This window comes from Duganella zoogloeoides, assembly GCF_034479515.1.
Taxonomy (GTDB): Bacteria; Pseudomonadota; Gammaproteobacteria; order Burkholderiales; family Burkholderiaceae_D; genus Rugamonas; species Rugamonas zoogloeoides.
This window is the reverse complement of sequence record NZ_CP140152.1, coordinates 4,868,869-4,884,020: the sequence shown is the minus strand read 5'-3', so window position 1 is coordinate 4,884,020 and position 15,152 is coordinate 4,868,869. Positions and strand designations below refer to the sequence as shown.

Here is a 15,152-nt window from a genome sequence, read left to right as displayed (position 1 = left end):
GCGCTCTGAAGTCAAACAGGGATCAGACCGGGCAGGCCGCGCCCGAACGGATGTCGATCACCTTGACCTTGCCGTCGATGATGTCCTTGCGGGCGCCCAGTACGCGCTTTTCGATCTCCGGGGTGATCAGCTTGCGGTTGCTCGCATCGAGCGCCCAATCGACGCCGCCTTCCTTGAGGCCCTTGGCGGTGACGCCGGCCTTCCAGGTGCCGTTCTTCACCTGCGTAAACGAGTCGTACACGGCGTTGTCCACGCGCTTGACCATCGACGTCAGGATCGAGCCCGGATACAGCGCATTCTGGTTCGAATCGACGCCGATCGCCAGCTTGCCTTTTTCCTTGGCCGTTTGCAGCGTGCCCATGCCCGAACCGCCGGCCACGGCGAATACCACGTCCACGCCACGGTCGAACTGCGAGCGCGCCAGTTCGCCGCCCTTGGCCGGATCGTTCCAGGCGGCGGCAGTGGTGCCCACCATGTTGGAGAACACGTCGATCTTCGGATTGACGGCCTTGGCGCCCTGCGTGTAGCCGCAGGCGAAGGTGCGGATCAGCGGAATGTCGATGCCGCCGATGAAGCCGAGCTTTTTCGATTTCGACGCCATGGCGCCGGCCACGCCGACCAGGTACGAACCTTCTTCTTCCTTAAACGTGATCGAGTTGACGTTGGCGCCTTGCGCCACACCGTCGATCAGCACGAAACGCACTTTCGGGAATTCCTTGGCGACCTTCTGCACGGCGGCCTGCTGGGCGAAGCCGATCGAAGCGATCAGGTCCAGGTTCTTGCGGGCCAGGCCACGCAGCACCTGTTCGGCCTGGGTGTCGCTGGAGGCTTGCACCTCGATAAAGTTGATACCGGTTTCCTGCTTGAAGCGCGAGGCGCCTTCGAATGCGGACTGGTTAAACGATTTGTCGAACTTGCCGCCGGCGTCATACACGACGGCCAGTTTTGGGGCCGCTGCGGACGCGCTGGCAGCGACCAACACGGCTGCAACCGTCAAACTAAGTTGTTTAAGTTTCATGAATAGGCTCCTGGAAGAACGATATTGTATATTTTTATTGGACGAAACATGTACTTTGGCCGCGTTTTCTCGCATCGACTGCCTGATTTTTAATCAATCGGACCATTTCAGGGGCCGCTGCGTGAAACCATCACTAGCATTCGCACGTGTCGCACCGCAGCAACGTTGCAAACCAAATAAAATATTTTTTCACTGTTGCGTTTTCATGCACACCGGCCCGATTTCACACGGCGCCTTGCGCTGCTTGCCTTCTTCAATTTCTCCGCCGCCGCCGCGTTTTCACTCTGCAACGCAGCAAACATGCCGCTCGCGACTATTTTTTAAGCAGCCTACAACTATGCATCAGTCTTGATATGTACGACAAATTCGTTTTTGCTTGGCTATTTATATCGATTAGCTATTAATCAAGCTGGGGAAAATCCCGGTTTGCGGGGCTTTTTGCCCGTGCTAGCATCGCATCCAGCGTTTTCCACATAACCATATAAACAATATCCGGGAGCAGTATCCATGAGCACACATCGTTTCGTCTTGCGGTCCGCCGTACCATCGCTGATCGCCCTGGCCGTGGCCAGCGCCTTCCCGCTGTCGTCGGCCCTGGCCGCCGAAGCGGCGGCCGTCGCAGCAGCCGTGGCAGAACAGGGGGCGGAACAGGACGCCAGTGCCGCCGGTACCGCTGCCCCGGCCGCCCGCAACCAGCTCGAAACCGTGATCGTCACCGCCCAGCGCCGCGCCGAGAACATCCGCGATGTGCCAATGTCGATCGCCACCGTCAAGGGCGACAAGCTCGATGTGCTCACCTCCGGCGCCGCCGACATCCGCTTCCTGTCCGGCCGCACGCCGTCGGTCAGCATCGAGTCGGACTACGGCCGCACCTTCCCGCGCTTTTACATCCGTGGTCTCGGCAACACCGACTTCGACCTGAACGCGTCGCAGCCGGTCGGCCTGGTGATGGACGACATCGTGATGGAAAACGCCATGCTCAAGGGTTTCCCGGTGTTCGACGTGGACCAGGTGGAAGTGCTGCGCGGCCCGCAGGGCACGCTGTTCGGCCGTAACTCCCCGGCCGGCGTGATCAAGTTCGACTCGGCCAAGCCGGTCTTCAAGACCGAAGGCTATCTGCAGCTGGGCATCGGCAGCTTCTCGGCCAAGACGGCCGAAGGCGTGTTCAACATGCCGGTCAGCGACACCGTGGCGCTGCGCTTCTCGGGCACCAGCCAGCACCGCGACAACCGCGTGCACAACACCAACCCCACCGCCGGCAAGGGCACCCAGGACTTCGAAGGCTATGGCGACCAGGCATTCCGCCTGCAGGCGCTGGTGCAGCCGAACAAGGACTTCTCGGCCCTGTTCAACGTCCACGCCCGTAACTACCACGGCAATGCCGCACTGTTCCGCGCCAATATCATCAAGAAGGGCACCAACGACCTGGTGGACGGCTTCGACTACGGTTCATACGCCAGCGACGGCATCAACCAGCAGGACCTGGAAACCAAGGGCGGCAGCATGCGCCTGAAGTACACCACCGGCGACATCACGCTGCACTCGATCACCGGCTACGAAAAGCTTGAGTTCTACAGCCGCGCCGACGTCGATGGCGGCTATGGCGCTGCCTTCGCGCCGCCGTCGGGCCCCGGCTACATCCCGTTCCCGGTGGAGACCGCCGACGTGCTGCCGAACCACCGCCAGTTCTCGCAGGAGTTCCGCGCCGAGTCGAACTACCGCGGCCCGCTGCAGTGGATCGCCGGCCTGTTCTACTTCGACGAGAGCATCCAGATCGACAGCATCAGCTTCAACAGCTTCGCGCCCGGCAATCCGCAGAACGCCAACTACGCGGTGCAATTCCAGGACACCAAGTCGTACGCGGCCTTCGGCTCGCTCAACTACACGGTATCGGACCAGTTCAAGGTACGCGGCGGTGTGCGCTACACCAACGACAAGAAGGACTTCCGTGCCTCGCGCGTGCAGACCGACGGCCGCACCGACTTCAACCTGGACGACACCTCGCACAACGTGAGCTGGGATTTGAGCGGTACCTATGAACTGAGCAAGACCACCAACCTGTTCGGCCGCGTGGCCACCGGCTACCGCGCACCGTCGATGCAGGGCCGACTCGACGACCTGACCAGCCGTCCATCGTTTGCCGGCGCCGAAAAAGCCGTGTCGTACGAATTGGGCGTCAAGCAGGACCTGTTCGACCGCCGCGCGCGCCTGAGCGCTTCGGTGTTCAACTACCGCATGAAGAACAAGCAGCTCACCGCCGGCAATGGCACGATCAATATGAACCAGTTGATCAACGCCGACAAGGTAACCGGGCAGGGCATCGAGCTGGACTTCCAGGCCAACCTCAGCGACGAATTCAGCATGACCGCTGGCTACAGCTACAACGACACCGAGATCAAGGACAGGAACCTGTTCGTTCAGCATTGCGGCAACAACGCCAACAGCGCGCCAGGCTCGAACGGTTCGAGCGGCTGTACGCCGACCAACGCCAGCCCGCGTCCCGGCTACTCGAGCATCAACGGCAACCCGCTGCCGCGCGCGCCGAAGAACCAGCTGAACTTCACGCTCAAGTACAGCACCGAGATCGGCAACGGCGAGTTCTACGCCATGACCGACTGGGCCTACCGCACCAGCTACAACTTCTTCCTGTACGAAGCACCTGAGTACACGGCCAAGAAGCTGACCGAAGGCGGCGTGCGCGCGGCCTACAAGTGGGGCAACGGCAAATACGAAGTGGCAGCGTTCGGCCGCAACATCACCGACCGCCAGGTGATCCTCGGTGCGATCGACTTCGACAACCTGACCGGCATCATGAACGAACCGCGCACCTGGGGCGGTACCTTCAAGGTCAATTTCTAATTTGCTGTAAATTCAAAGCCCCGCGCACTGCAAAGTGCGCGGGGCTTTTTACTTTGGGAGGCATTTTGTTGAACCATACCGTCAATCTGTGGCCGCTGCTGGGCGTGGCCGTGATCATCGTGGGCTTTGCCTTGCGCGCCCATCCCGTGCTGGTGGTGGTCGCCGCCTGTTTCGTGACCGGCTTTGCCGCCGCCATGGACGTGCCCACCCTGCTGGCCACGCTGGGCGCGGCGTTTATCAAAACCCGCAACCTGCCATTGATCCTGCTGCTGCCGCTGGCCGCCATCGGCCTGCTCGAGCGCTACGGCTTGAAGGAGCATGCGCAGGCGTCGATCGCCCGCATCAAGTCGGCCACCACCGGCCGCCTGCTGATCGTCTATCTCGCCATCCGCGAAGTGAGCGCCGCCTTCGGACTGACCAGCATCGGCGGCCACCCCAACATGGTGCGCCCGCTGATCGCGCCGATGGCCGAAGGCGCGGCCGAGGTACGCTACCCGCAGCTGCCCGATATCCTGCGCCACCGTATCCGCGCCATGTCCGCCGCCACCGACAACGTCGGCCTGTTCTTCGGCGAGGACGTGTTTGTCGCCTTCGGCGCCATCGTGCTGATGCAGACTTTCCTGCTCGGCGAGGGACTGAACGTCGATCCGCTGCACATCGCGCTGTGGGGCATTCCGACGGCGGTTACCGCCTTCATCATTCACGCATGGCGGCTGCACCGGTTCGACGCCCAGATTGCGCGCACCATGAAACGGATGGCGCCATGATCATCCGCCTCGACTATTTTTATTATGTGCTGGGTGCGATGCTGCTGGCGATTGCCGTGATGACGCTGCGCGACCGCCACAATCCGAAACGGTATTCGAGCGCGCTGTTCTGGGGCCTGTACGCGCTGGTGTACCTGGCCGGCGAAGAACTGCCACCCATGGCTGCCGGTGCGCTGATGGTGGTGATGGCGCTGATCGCCGGCTTCGGTGGCGTGGCGCTGGGCCGCCACGGCGAACGCACGCCGCAGGAACGGCAAAGCAGCGCTGCGCGGCTCGGTCACAAGCTGCTGCTGCCCGCGCTGGCCATCCCGTTTGTGACCATGATCGGTTCCACGCTATTAAAGGATGTGCAATTCGACGGCCGGTTCCTGCTCGACCAGAAAAATCTGACCCTGGCGAGCCTGGGCTGCGGTTCGCTGATTGCCGTCGCCATCGCCTGTGCGCTCACCCGCGCCACGCCGGTGCAGGCGCTGCGCGAATCGCGGCGGCTGGTCGATCACCTGGGCTGGGCGGTGGTGCTGCCGCACATGCTGGCGGTACTGGGCCTGCTGTTTTCCGAGGCGGGCATGGGCAAGGCGGTGGCGCACGTTGTCACATCGTACATCGACATGGACATGAAGCTGGTGGCGGTGGCCGTGTACTGCCTCGGCATGGCGCTGTTTACCATCATCATTGGGAACGGCTTTGCGGCCTTCCCGGTGATCGCTGGCGGCGTCGGGGTGCCGGTGCTGGTCGGTGTGTTCGACGCCAATCCGGCGGTGATGGCGGCGATCGGCATGTTCAGCGCCTACTGCGGCACGCTCATGACGCCGATGGCGGCCAACTTCAATATCGTGCCGGCCGCACTGCTCGAACTGCCGGACAAGAACGCCGTGATCAAGGCGCAGGTGGCCACCGCAGTGCCGGTATTACTGGCCAATATCGCGCTGCTGTACTTTCTGATGAACCTCGGATGAATTTGTAACGGTCATGCCGGGCAACGACAATTGGAGTAGAGTAGCGTCCTGGTAGGAGGTAGGAGGTAACCAATATGCCAATGCGAAAAATCATCCTGTTGACGGGCTTCGAGCCGTTCAACCAGGAGACCATCAACCCATCGTGGGAAGCCGTGCGTGCCTTGCAGGGCTGGAGCGAGGGCGACTTCATCGTCCACGCGCGTCAGCTGCCGTGCGTATTCGGCCAGGCCAACAAGGTGCTGCACCACGCGGTGGAAGAGCTGCAGCCATGCATGGTGATCGCGGTGGGGCAGGCGGGTGGCCGCGTCGATCTGTCGATCGAACGCGTCGCCATCAATATCGACGATGCCCCGATTGCCGACAACGTGCAGCGCCAGATCATCGATCAACCGGTAGTGTATGGCGCGCCGGCCGCCTACTTTTCCACCTTGCCGATCAAGGCCATCGTCCACGCGCTGCGCGAGGCGGGGCTGCCGGCGTCGGTGTCGCAAACCGCCGGCACCTTCGTGTGCAACCACGTGTTCTATGGCCTGATGCACCAGGCGCGCGACTGGGGCACCACCATGCGCGCCGGCTTTATCCATATTCCGTACCTGCCGCAGCAGGCCGCCGCCCATCCGGGCACTGCCAGCATGCGGCTCGACGACATGGTGGAAGGCTTGCGCATCGCGATCCGCACCACGCTCGCCCACACCGTCGATGTGCGCGAGTCGGGTGGCGTCACTCACTGATGTCGGTGCGGGCCGGTGGATTGAGAATGTTGAGGAAGGCGCGCACTACCGGCGCGTCGTCCAGCGCGGTGTAGGTAATGTAAAGATTGGCCGATGGCGGGTTGGTGCGGATCGGTACGAACACCACGCCGGGCCAGCCGATGCGGCTGGTAGTTTCGGGCAGCAGCGTCACGCCCAGGCCCGCGCCTACCATCGCCAGCAGGGTTTGCGGCTCGGTCGCTTCCTGGAAAATGGTCGGCTGGAAGCCGGCATCCACGCAGCACTGGATCAAATAGCGCGGGAACGACGACTTGTCGAGCGCCAGCGTGAGCATCGGTTCGTTGGCGATGTCGATCAACTCGATGGCGTCGGCCTTGGCCAGCGGGTGGTGCTCGTTGATCGCCACACACACATCCTCCCTGAAGCACAGCTCCTGGCGCAGGTGATCCTGGCGCAGCAGATCTTCGTCGATGCGCGGCTCGCGCCAGAATCCCACGTCCACCTGCTTGGCGCGCAGCGCCTCGTATTGCAGGGTGGGGCCCAGCTCATGGATGGTCCAGGTCACGCGCGGGAACTTGGTCTGGAATTCCTCGAGCAGGCTGGGGATCGGCCCCCACATGGCCGAACCGACGATGCCCACGCGCAGCCGGCCGACTTCGCCGCGATCGATCTGGCGGATGGTGTCGATGGTCATGCGCATGCGGCCCAGCAGGTCGGAGGCCTCGCTCATGAGCGCCTTGCCGGCCACGGTGAGCTCGAACGTGCGCGTGGTGCGGGCGAACAGCTTCACACCGAGTTCGCTCTCGAGCTTCATGATCTGCTGGCTGAGCGGCGGCTGCGATATGTGCAGCCGCTCGGCCGCCCGGCTGAAACTCTTTTCTTCTGCGACGGCGAGGAAGTATTTCAGTTGTTTCAGGTCGATGGACATGGGCGTTAGTGTATCAGGCGGCGAGCATCGCCACCGCCAGCGCGGCGCCGCAGCGCGCATTGTTTTTCACCAGCGCGATATTGGTCACCAGGCTGCGGCCTGCGGTCAGCGCCTTGATGCGCGCGAGCAGGAACGGCGTGACGTTCTTGCCGGTCACGCCCTGATCATCCGCTTCGCCCAGCGCCTGCAGCGTGATGGCGTCGATCTCTTCTTTCGGCATCGCTTCGCTGGCGGGCACCGGGTTGCTGACCACCACGCCGCCCTTCAGGCCCAGTGCCCACTTGGTGCGGATGAAGCCTGCTTGCTCGGCCGGGGTGTCGAGCTGGAAGTCGGCATTGAAGCCGCTCTCGCGGGTAAAGAACGCCGGGAAGCCGCGCTGGCCCACGCTCACCACCGGCACGCCGTGGGTTTCCAGGTATTCGAGCGTCAAGCCGATGTCGAGGATCGATTTCACGCCCGCGCACACCACGGCCACCGACGTCTGCGCCAGTTCCTGCAAGTCGGCCGAGATGTCGAAACTGGTCTCGGCGCCACGGTGCACGCCGCCGATGCCGCCGGTGACAAACACGGAAATGCCGGCCAGTTCGGCGCAGATCATGGTGGCGGCCACGGTGGTGGCGCCCAGCTTCGACTGCGACAGCACGAACGGCAGGTCGCGGCGGCTCACTTTCATGGCGTCGGGCGAGGTGCCGAGCAGCTCCAACTGTTCATCGGAGAGGCCGATGCAGATCTTGCCGCCGATGATGGCGATGGTGGCCGGCACGGCGCCGCCGTCGCGGATGATCTGTTCCACTTCACGCGCCATCTGCACGTTTTGCGGATACGGCATGCCATGCGAGATGATGGTCGATTCCAGTGCGACGATGGCCTTGCCGGCAGCGCGGGCGGCGGCAACTTCGGGAGAAAACAGCAGGTATTGATGCATGATGGTTCCTTGTTATGCGTTGGTATAGAGCGGCGCGGCATGGCCGGGGTCGTGCGCCGCATCGGTATCGGAGATGTTGTCGAGCAGGCCGGCATCGGGCAGCGGCGCCACGGTGCTGGCGCTTTGCACGGTGACGGCGGCCAGCGCCAGGCCACGCCGGCAGGCCAGGGTCAGGTCGGCACTGTCTTGTTCCTGCACCAGCGACCAGCAGACGGCGGCGGAGAAGGCATCGCCGGCGCCGGTTACATCGACCACTTTTACCTGGTGCGCGGCAAGCCACACCAGCTGGCCGGCGCGGGTGTGGAACACGCCCTGGCTGCCGCAGGTAACGATGACGTCGCGCGCGCCGCGTTGCTGCACCTCGGCGCAGGCGGCGCGCACGTCGGCTTCGGTGGGGAGCGGGCGGCCGGCCAGGGTTTCGAGTTCGGCGCGGTTGAGGATCAGCAGGCGCACGCCGTGCAGGTCGTGCGGCAGGCGCGCCATCTTGGGCTGCGAGACGGCGACAAGAACCAGCGGTGCGCCAGCGGCGTCGGCACGGGCGCTGTCGATCAGCGCGGCCACCGTGTCGCGTGGCAGGTTCAGGTCCGCGACCGTGAGCGCGGCGGCGGCGCGTTGCGGCGCGCGGCTGGCCAGAAATTCGGGCGTCAGCTGGTCGTACAGCGCCATGTCGGCCAGGGCCACGTGCAGTTCGCCCTCGGCGTCGAGGATGGCGGTGTAGGTGCCGCTGGCGGTATTGGCCAGCGCCAGGCTGCCGCGCGTGTCGATCCCGGTGGCCTGCGCATGGTCTTGCAGCGCGCGGCCGGCGCCGTCGTCGCCGAGGGCGGTCAGCAGCGCCACCGGGGTGTGCAGGCGCGCCAGGTTCTCGGCGATATTGCGCGCCACGCCGCCATAGGCTTCCGAGGCGGTGGCGGGATTCGAGGTACCGGCTTGCAGGGCAGCGATGGTGCGCAGTTTGCGGTCCACGTTGGCCGCGCCGATGCACACCACCGGGCGCTGCTCGCGCGGCGCCGGCAGCACGTAGGCGCGGCCGAGCAGACGCCGCTCGCGGATCAGGCTGGCGATATGGCCGGCCACGGCGGAGCGCGACAGGCCCAGGTCCGCCGCCAGGTCCTGCTGCGAGATGAAGGGATTGGCGTGGATCAGCTGGTACAGCTGTTCCTTCTTCGAGAGTTCGTTCACACGGGTTGATTTGGTTTAAACATTTGTCTGTGATGGTAAACAAATGTCTGAAAGTGGTCAACCGCTATCAGTAGCTTGCGTCAGCGAAGTTTCGGATGATTTATAATACTGGCCCATTTATATGCACCAAGTATAAATGGTTAAGAAAAATGGTATTTGCCATACATAATGGGGATGAGGCATCATGTCGAATCTCCATGCTCGTCCCATGGCCGTATCTCCGCTCGACCCGATCGGCCCATCCCAAGAACAACAGAGGAAAACCATGTCCAGCAACTCCCCATTCCAGGCCGCCGAAATCGTCCGTGCCCGCATTCCTGCAGACTTCAAGCCACGCGTGGCGATGATCCTGGGCTCCGGCCTGGGCGTGCTGGCCGAGCAGATGACCGACGCGGTTACCATCAGCTTCAACGAGCTGCCGGGCTTCCCGATCAGCACCGTGCATGGCCACGCCGGCGAACTGGTGGTGGGCACCCTGGCGGGCGTGCAGGTGGTGTGCATGAAGGGCCGCGGCCACGTGTACGAGGGCTATGGCCTGGGCGTGATGACCAGCGCCGTGCGCACCATGAAGCTGCTGGGCTGCGAAATGCTGTTCGTGACCAATGCGGCCGGTTCGCTGCGCACCGAAGTCGATGCCGGCTCGCTGGTGGCCCTCACCGACCATATCAACTACCTGCCTGGCACCCCGATGATGGGTCCCAACGACGAGCGTTTCGGTCCGCGCTTCTTCAGCATGGCCAACGCCTACGATGCCGACCTGCGCGCGCTGCTGCACGCGTCGGCCAAGGAAAAGAACGTGCCGCTGCACGAAGGCGTGTACATCGCCTACGCCGGCCCCAACTTCGAAACCCCGGCCGAAATCCGCGCCTTCAAGACGCTGGGTGCCGACGTGGTCGGCATGTCGGTGGTGCCTGAAGTGGTGTCGGCCCGTCATTGCGGCCTGAAAGTGGTGGGCGTGTCCGCCATCACCAACCTGGCAGAGGGCCTGTCGCCGTTCCCGCTGTCGCACGAGCAAACGCTGAAATACGCAGCCGTTGCCGCCACATCGCTGATCGAAGTGATTTTGGCCTTCCTGGCCAACGTGGGCAAAACCCCGCAAGCGTAAGTAATACCCGAAGGGGCGGCTGGTCCGCCCTTTTTTGCTTTTGAAGGAGCACACCATGAAACGCGCATTTATCCTCCTGCTTGATTCCTTCGGCCTCGGCGCCACGCCCGACGCGGACAAGTACAACGATGTCGGCGTCAACACCTTTGGCCATATCGCCGACTGGGCCGCCAAGGCTGGCACGCCGATGCAATTGCCGGTGATGGAAAAACTGGGGTTGGCCGCGGCCGCCCATGCCGCCAGCGGCGAGTGGGCCCAGGGCTTCAGTCAACGTGACGGTTTCACCGCCGCCTGGGGCGCCGCGCGCGAGCGCTCCACCGGCAAGGATACCCAGTCCGGCCACTGGGAGATCGCCGGCGTGCCGGTGGAATTCGACTGGGGCTACTTCCCGAAAACGGTGCCGTCGTTCCCGGCGGAGCTCACGCAAAAGCTGCAGGATCTGACTGGCGTGCCGGGTTTTCTCGGCGACTGCCACGCGTCGGGCACGGAAATCATCAACAAGCATGGCGATGAACACGTCGCCACCGGCAAGCCGATCATCTATACCTCGGCCGACTCGGTGCTGCAGATCGCCGCGCATGAAGAATCGTTCGGCCTCGAGCGCCTGTACGAAGTGTGCGAGATCGCCTTCAAGCTGGTGGAGCCGTACAACATCGGCCGCGTGATCGCGCGTCCGTTCACTGGCGCCAACGGCAATTACACCCGCACCACCAATCGCCACGACTACGCGGTCGCGCCGCCGGCGCCCACCTTGCTCGACCACGTGAAGAACGATGGCGGCGAAGTGATCGCGCTCGGCAAGATCAGCGACATCTTCGCTACGCAAGGCGTGTCGCGCGTGGTCAAGGGCAAGGACAATATGGCGCTGTTCGACGCGCTGCTGAAAGTCCAGGACGAGGCGGGCGACAAGTCGCTCACGTTCGTCAATTTCGTCGACTTCGACCAGGCCTTCGGCCACCGCCGCGACGTCACCGGCTATTCGAACGCGCTGCATGAAATGGATGCGCGCCTGCCCGAGTTCCTCGCCCGCATGCAGGAAGGCGACGTGGCCGTGATCACCGCCGACCATGGTTGCGATCCGACCTGGCCCGGCTCCGACCACACGCGCGAACACATTCCGATGATCTTCTTCGGCCCTGGCGTAATACCGCAGCAGCTGCCGATCTCGGAATCGTTCTCCGACATCGGCCAGACCCTCGCGCACCACCTGGGCGTGCCACCACTTTCCAACGGAAACAACCTGTTATGAGCCAAGACTTGCACCTCGCTGATTTCAAGCGTAACGAAGCCGTCCCGCTGGACCTGGGCTGGATCAACCACATCCACATCAACAAGAGCGCGGCCGACCGCCGCGCCGCCAGCCTGGCCAACCGCCGCACGGTGAAAAAGGAATACCAGGCCGCGTGGCTGGTCAAGGCCATCGGCCTGATCGACCTGACCACGCTGTCCGGCGACGATACCCCGGGCCGCGTGGAGCGCCTGTGTCGCAAGGCCATGCGTCCGCTGCGCGCCGACCTGGTCGAGGCGCTGGGCCTGTCCGATTACCCGCTCACCACCGGCGCCGTGTGCGTGTACCACGAGATGATCAAGCCGGCGGGTGAAGTGCTGCAAGGCCGCCTGCCGATCGCCGCCGTCTCCACCGGCTTCCCGGCTGGTCTCACCAGCATGGAAACCAAGGTGCGCGAGATCGAACTGTCGGTGGCTGCCGGCGCTTCCGAGATCGATATCGTCATCACGCGCCAGCACGTCCTGACCGGCAACTGGCAGGCGCTGTACGACGAGATGCTGGCTTACCGCCAGGCCTGCGGCGACGCGCATGTGAAAGCCATCCTGGCCACCGGCGAACTGGTGACGCTGGAAAACGTCGCCAAGGCGTCGTGGGTATGCATGATGGCCGGCGCGGACTTCATCAAGACGTCCACCGGCAAGGAACCTGTGAATGCCACGATTCCGGTGTCGCTGACGATGGTGCGCGCGATTCGCGACTACCACGAGCAGACCGGCTTCAAGATCGGCTACAAGCCGGCAGGCGGCGTGGGCACGGCCAAGGCGGCCCTGCAGTACCTGACCCTGATGAAGGAAGAACTGGGCAACGAGTGGCTCGAGCCGCACTTGTTCCGTATCGGTGCTTCGAGCCTGCTGACCGACATCGAACGCCAGCTCGAACATTACGTGACCGGCAGCTATTCGGCCGCCCATCGTCACGCCCAACCTTAAAAATCTGGACACGTCATGCCATCAATTAAAGAGATCCTCAACACCATGGAATACGGCCCAGCACCCGAAAGCCAGAAAGAAGCGCAAGCGTGGCTGGAACAACACGGCCGCACCTTCGGCCTGTTCATCGACAACGGCTGGACCGACGCCGGTGAACTGTTCGCTTCCACCAATCCGGCCGATGCGTCGAAACTGGCCGACCTCACGCAAGCGACCGGCGACGATGTCGATCGCGCCGTAGCCGCCGCGCGCCGCGCGCAGCCGGGCTGGCAGGCACTGGGCGGCCATGGCCGCGCCAAGGTGCTGTACGCGATCGCCCGCCTGCTGCAAAAGCACGCGCGCCTGTTCGCGGTGCTGGAAACCCTGGACAACGGTAAGACCATCCGCGAAACGCGCGACGTCGATCTGCCGCTGGCCGCGCGTCACTTCTACTACCACGCCGGCTGGGCGCAACTGCAGGCCGAAGAATTTGCCGACTACCGCGCCGTGGGCGTGGTGGGCCAGATCGTGCCCTGGAATTTCCCGCTGCTGATGCTGTCGTGGAAAATTGCGCCGGCGCTGGCCGCCGGTAACACGGTCGTGTTCAAGCCGGCCGAATTCACGTCGCTGACCGCCATGCTGTTTGCCGAGATCTGCGTGCAGGCCGGCGTGCCAGCGGGCGTGGTCAACATCGTTACCGGCGATGGCGCCGTGGGCGAAGCCATCGTCAACCACGCCGGCATCGACAAGCTGGCCTTTACCGGTTCCACCGAAGTCGGTCGCCAGATCCGCATTGCGACTGCCGGCAGCGGCAAGAAGCTCTCCTTGGAACTGGGCGGCAAGTCGCCGTTCATTGTGTTTGAAGACGCCGACCTGGACGCGGCTGTCGAAGGCCTGGTCGATTCGATCTGGTTCAACCAGGGGCAGGTGTGCTGCGCCGGTTCGCGCCTGCTGGTGCAGGAATCGATCGAAGCGAAATTCCTGGCCAAGCTGCGCGCGCGCATGGACAAGCTCACGCTCGGTGCGCCGCTGGAAAAATCGATCGACGTCGGTGCGCTGGTCGATCCGATCCAGCAGCAGCGCATTACGGAACTGGTGGAATCGGCCCGCGCCGAAGGTTGCACCGTGTACCAGCCAGCGTGCGAGATTCCCGTCGATGGCGCCTGGTTCCCGCCCACGCTGATCACCGGCGCCTCCACGTCGGCTGCCGTGGCGCAGGCCGAAATCTTCGGACCGGTGCTGGTCGCCATGAGCTTCCGCACCCCGCCAGAAGCTGTACAACTGGCCAACAACACCGTGTACGGCTTGGCCGCGTGCGTGTGGACCGAGAACATCTCGCTGGCGCTCGATGTGGCGCCGCAGATCAAGGCCGGCGTGGTGTGGATTAACACTGCCAACCAGTTCGACGCCGCGTGCGGCTTCGGCGGCTACCGCGAGTCCGGCTTCGGCCGTGAAGGCGGCCGCGAAGGCATGTACGAATACCTGACCGCACTGTCGGAAGATGCGCGTCCTGCCGCGCCACTGCTGGCTGACAAGGCCAAGGCCAAAGCCGCTCCTGCCACCGGTGGCGCCTTCGCCATCGACCGCACTGCCAAGATGTACATCGGCGGCAAGCAGGCCCGCCCTGACGGCGCCTACAGCCGCGCCGTCCACGGTGCCGATGGCGCCTTCATCGCCGAAGTGGGCGAGGGTAGCCGCAAGGACATCCGCAACGCGGTGGAAGCGGCCCATAAAGCCGGCGGCTGGTCGAAAGCGACCGCCCACAACCGCGCGCAAGTGCTGTACTACATCGCTGAAAACCTGGCCGCGCGCGGCGAGGAATTCGCGGCGCGCATTGCCGCCATGACCGGCGCCTCGAGCGCCAGCGCCGAGAAGGAAGTGCAGGCCTCGATCGAACGCCTGTTCTACTACGCAGCGTACGCCGACAAGTACGACGGCCTGGCGCACCAGCCGCCGATGCACGGCGTGACCGTGGCGCTGAACGAACCGGTCGGCGTGATCGGCATCGTGTGCCCGAACGAGGCGCCGCTGCTGGGACTGATCTCGCTGGTGGCCCCGGCCATCGCGCTGGGCAACCGCGTGGTGGTGGTGCCGTCCGAAGCGCATCCGCTGTCGGCCACCGATCTGTACCAGGTGTTCGATACGTCGGACCTGCCCGGTGGCGTGGTGAACATCGTCACCGGTAGCGCCGACGAACTGGCGCGCACGCTGGCCACGCACAGCGACATCGACGCCATGTGGCGCCACGACGGCTCGGCTGCCGGTTGCGCGGAAGTGGAGCGCCTGTCGGCCGCCTCGCTCAAGCGCACCTGGGTGGGCGGCGCCAAGGGTCGCGACTGGTTCAGCACCGCCCAAGCCGGTGGCCGCGCAGTGCTGGCGCATGCGTCGCAAGTCAAGAATGTCTGGATTCCTTACGGCGTTTAACGCTTAAGGACAGGACAATCAGGGCCGGCGTTCCTTTGGAGCTGCCGGCCCGTATCACTTTGAGCACCATATTTCCTAGCGGAGA

General features: G+C 63.9%; 12 protein-coding genes. 8 read left to right on the top strand and 4 right to left on the bottom strand.

Annotated elements, in window-relative coordinates; genetic code table 11:
- Window positions 1-22 precede the first annotated feature (22 nt).
- Window positions 23-1,018: a BMP family lipoprotein gene (locus tag SR858_RS21535; protein WP_026637225.1), complete on the bottom strand. Its 996-nt coding sequence runs from the start codon at window positions 1,016-1,018 to the stop codon at window positions 23-25.
- 507 nt (window positions 1,019-1,525) lie between these two features.
- Between SR858_RS21535 and SR858_RS21530 the strand changes: the two genes are divergently transcribed.
- The 4 genes from SR858_RS21530 (at window position 1,526) to pcp (ending at window position 6,331) form a co-directional block, all read left to right on the top strand.
- Complete coding sequence (locus tag SR858_RS21530) at window positions 1,526-3,877, top strand: TonB-dependent receptor (protein ID WP_026637226.1); 2,352 nt, start codon at window positions 1,526-1,528, stop codon at window positions 3,875-3,877.
- A 68-nt stretch (window positions 3,878-3,945) separates the two neighbouring features.
- Window positions 3,946-4,644: a DUF969 domain-containing protein gene (locus SR858_RS21525; RefSeq protein WP_019921489.1), complete on the top strand. Its 699-nt coding sequence runs from the start codon at window positions 3,946-3,948 to the stop codon at window positions 4,642-4,644.
- Entirely contained in the window at window positions 4,641-5,600 is a 960-nt protein-coding gene (locus SR858_RS21520; RefSeq protein ID WP_019921490.1) for a DUF979 domain-containing protein, read from the top strand. The genes SR858_RS21525 and SR858_RS21520 overlap by 4 nt, the downstream gene beginning before the upstream one ends.
- A gap of 80 nt (window positions 5,601-5,680) precedes the next feature.
- Complete coding sequence (gene pcp, locus SR858_RS21515) at window positions 5,681-6,331, top strand: pyroglutamyl-peptidase I (RefSeq protein ID WP_019921491.1); 651 nt, start codon at window positions 5,681-5,683, stop codon at window positions 6,329-6,331.
- Here pcp and SR858_RS21510 read toward each other — a convergent pair.
- From SR858_RS21510 to SR858_RS21500, 3 genes are read right to left on the bottom strand one after another with little or no spacing between them, the layout of a single operon-like run.
- Window positions 6,321-7,238 carry a LysR family transcriptional regulator gene (locus SR858_RS21510; protein WP_019921492.1) on the bottom strand — a complete coding sequence of 306 codons (918 nt, stop codon included), beginning with the start codon at window positions 7,236-7,238 and terminating at the stop codon, window positions 6,321-6,323. The genes pcp and SR858_RS21510 overlap by 11 nt on opposite strands.
- Before the next feature lie 13 nt (window positions 7,239-7,251).
- Window positions 7,252-8,163 (bottom strand): pseudouridine-5'-phosphate glycosidase, encoded by a 912-nt coding sequence (locus SR858_RS21505; protein WP_019921493.1) that lies wholly within the window; start codon window positions 8,161-8,163, stop codon window positions 7,252-7,254.
- 12 nt (window positions 8,164-8,175) lie between these two features.
- Window positions 8,176-9,342 (bottom strand): carbohydrate kinase, encoded by a 1,167-nt coding sequence (locus SR858_RS21500; RefSeq protein WP_019921494.1) that lies wholly within the window; start codon window positions 9,340-9,342, stop codon window positions 8,176-8,178.
- A gap of 265 nt (window positions 9,343-9,607) precedes the next feature.
- On the opposite strand from SR858_RS21500, the gene xapA reads away from it, so the two are divergent.
- Genes xapA through SR858_RS21480 form a run of 4 tightly spaced genes read left to right on the top strand, consistent with a single transcriptional unit; the run spans window position 9,608 to window position 15,067 of the window.
- Entirely contained in the window at window positions 9,608-10,447 is an 840-nt protein-coding gene (xapA, locus tag SR858_RS21495) for a xanthosine phosphorylase (RefSeq protein WP_019921495.1), read from the top strand.
- Window positions 10,448-10,502: 55 nt separating this feature from the next.
- A complete protein-coding gene (locus SR858_RS21490) occupies window positions 10,503-11,696 on the top strand; it encodes a phosphopentomutase (protein ID WP_019921496.1) in 1,194 nt (397 codons plus the stop codon).
- Window positions 11,693-12,664 carry a deoxyribose-phosphate aldolase gene (gene deoC, locus SR858_RS21485; protein WP_019921497.1) on the top strand — a complete coding sequence of 324 codons (972 nt, stop codon included), beginning with the start codon at window positions 11,693-11,695 and terminating at the stop codon, window positions 12,662-12,664. Before SR858_RS21490 ends, deoC begins: the two co-directional genes overlap by 4 nt.
- A gap of 15 nt (window positions 12,665-12,679) precedes the next feature.
- The gene (locus SR858_RS21480; RefSeq protein WP_019921498.1) at window positions 12,680-15,067 is read left to right on the top strand and encodes an aldehyde dehydrogenase family protein; all 2,388 of its coding nucleotides are present in this window, start codon (window positions 12,680-12,682) and stop codon (window positions 15,065-15,067) included.
- Window positions 15,068-15,152 lie beyond the last annotated feature (85 nt).

Bases quoted from the DNA above. Each gene is read 5' to 3' on its own strand.
- SR858_RS21490 (WP_019921496.1), top strand. From the start codon at position 10,503: ATGAAACGCGCATTTATCCTCCTGCTTGATTCCTTCGGCCTCGGCGCC.
- SR858_RS21480 (WP_019921498.1), top strand. From the start codon at position 12,680: ATGCCATCAATTAAAGAGATCCTCAACACCATGGAATACGGCCCAGCA.
- SR858_RS21520 (WP_019921490.1), top strand. From the start codon at position 4,641: ATGATCATCCGCCTCGACTATTTTTATTATGTGCTGGGTGCGATGCTG.
- deoC (WP_019921497.1), top strand. From the start codon at position 11,693: ATGAGCCAAGACTTGCACCTCGCTGATTTCAAGCGTAACGAAGCCGTC.
- SR858_RS21530 (WP_026637226.1), top strand. From the start codon at position 1,526: ATGAGCACACATCGTTTCGTCTTGCGGTCCGCCGTACCATCGCTGATC.
- SR858_RS21535 (WP_026637225.1), bottom strand. From the start codon at position 1,018: ATGAAACTTAAACAACTTAGTTTGACGGTTGCAGCCGTGTTGGTCGCT.
- SR858_RS21505 (WP_019921493.1), bottom strand. From the start codon at position 8,163: ATGCATCAATACCTGCTGTTTTCTCCCGAAGTTGCCGCCGCCCGCGCT.
- SR858_RS21510 (WP_019921492.1), bottom strand. From the start codon at position 7,238: ATGTCCATCGACCTGAAACAACTGAAATACTTCCTCGCCGTCGCAGAA.
- xapA (WP_019921495.1), top strand. From the start codon at position 9,608: ATGTCCAGCAACTCCCCATTCCAGGCCGCCGAAATCGTCCGTGCCCGC.
- pcp (WP_019921491.1), top strand. From the start codon at position 5,681: ATGCGAAAAATCATCCTGTTGACGGGCTTCGAGCCGTTCAACCAGGAG.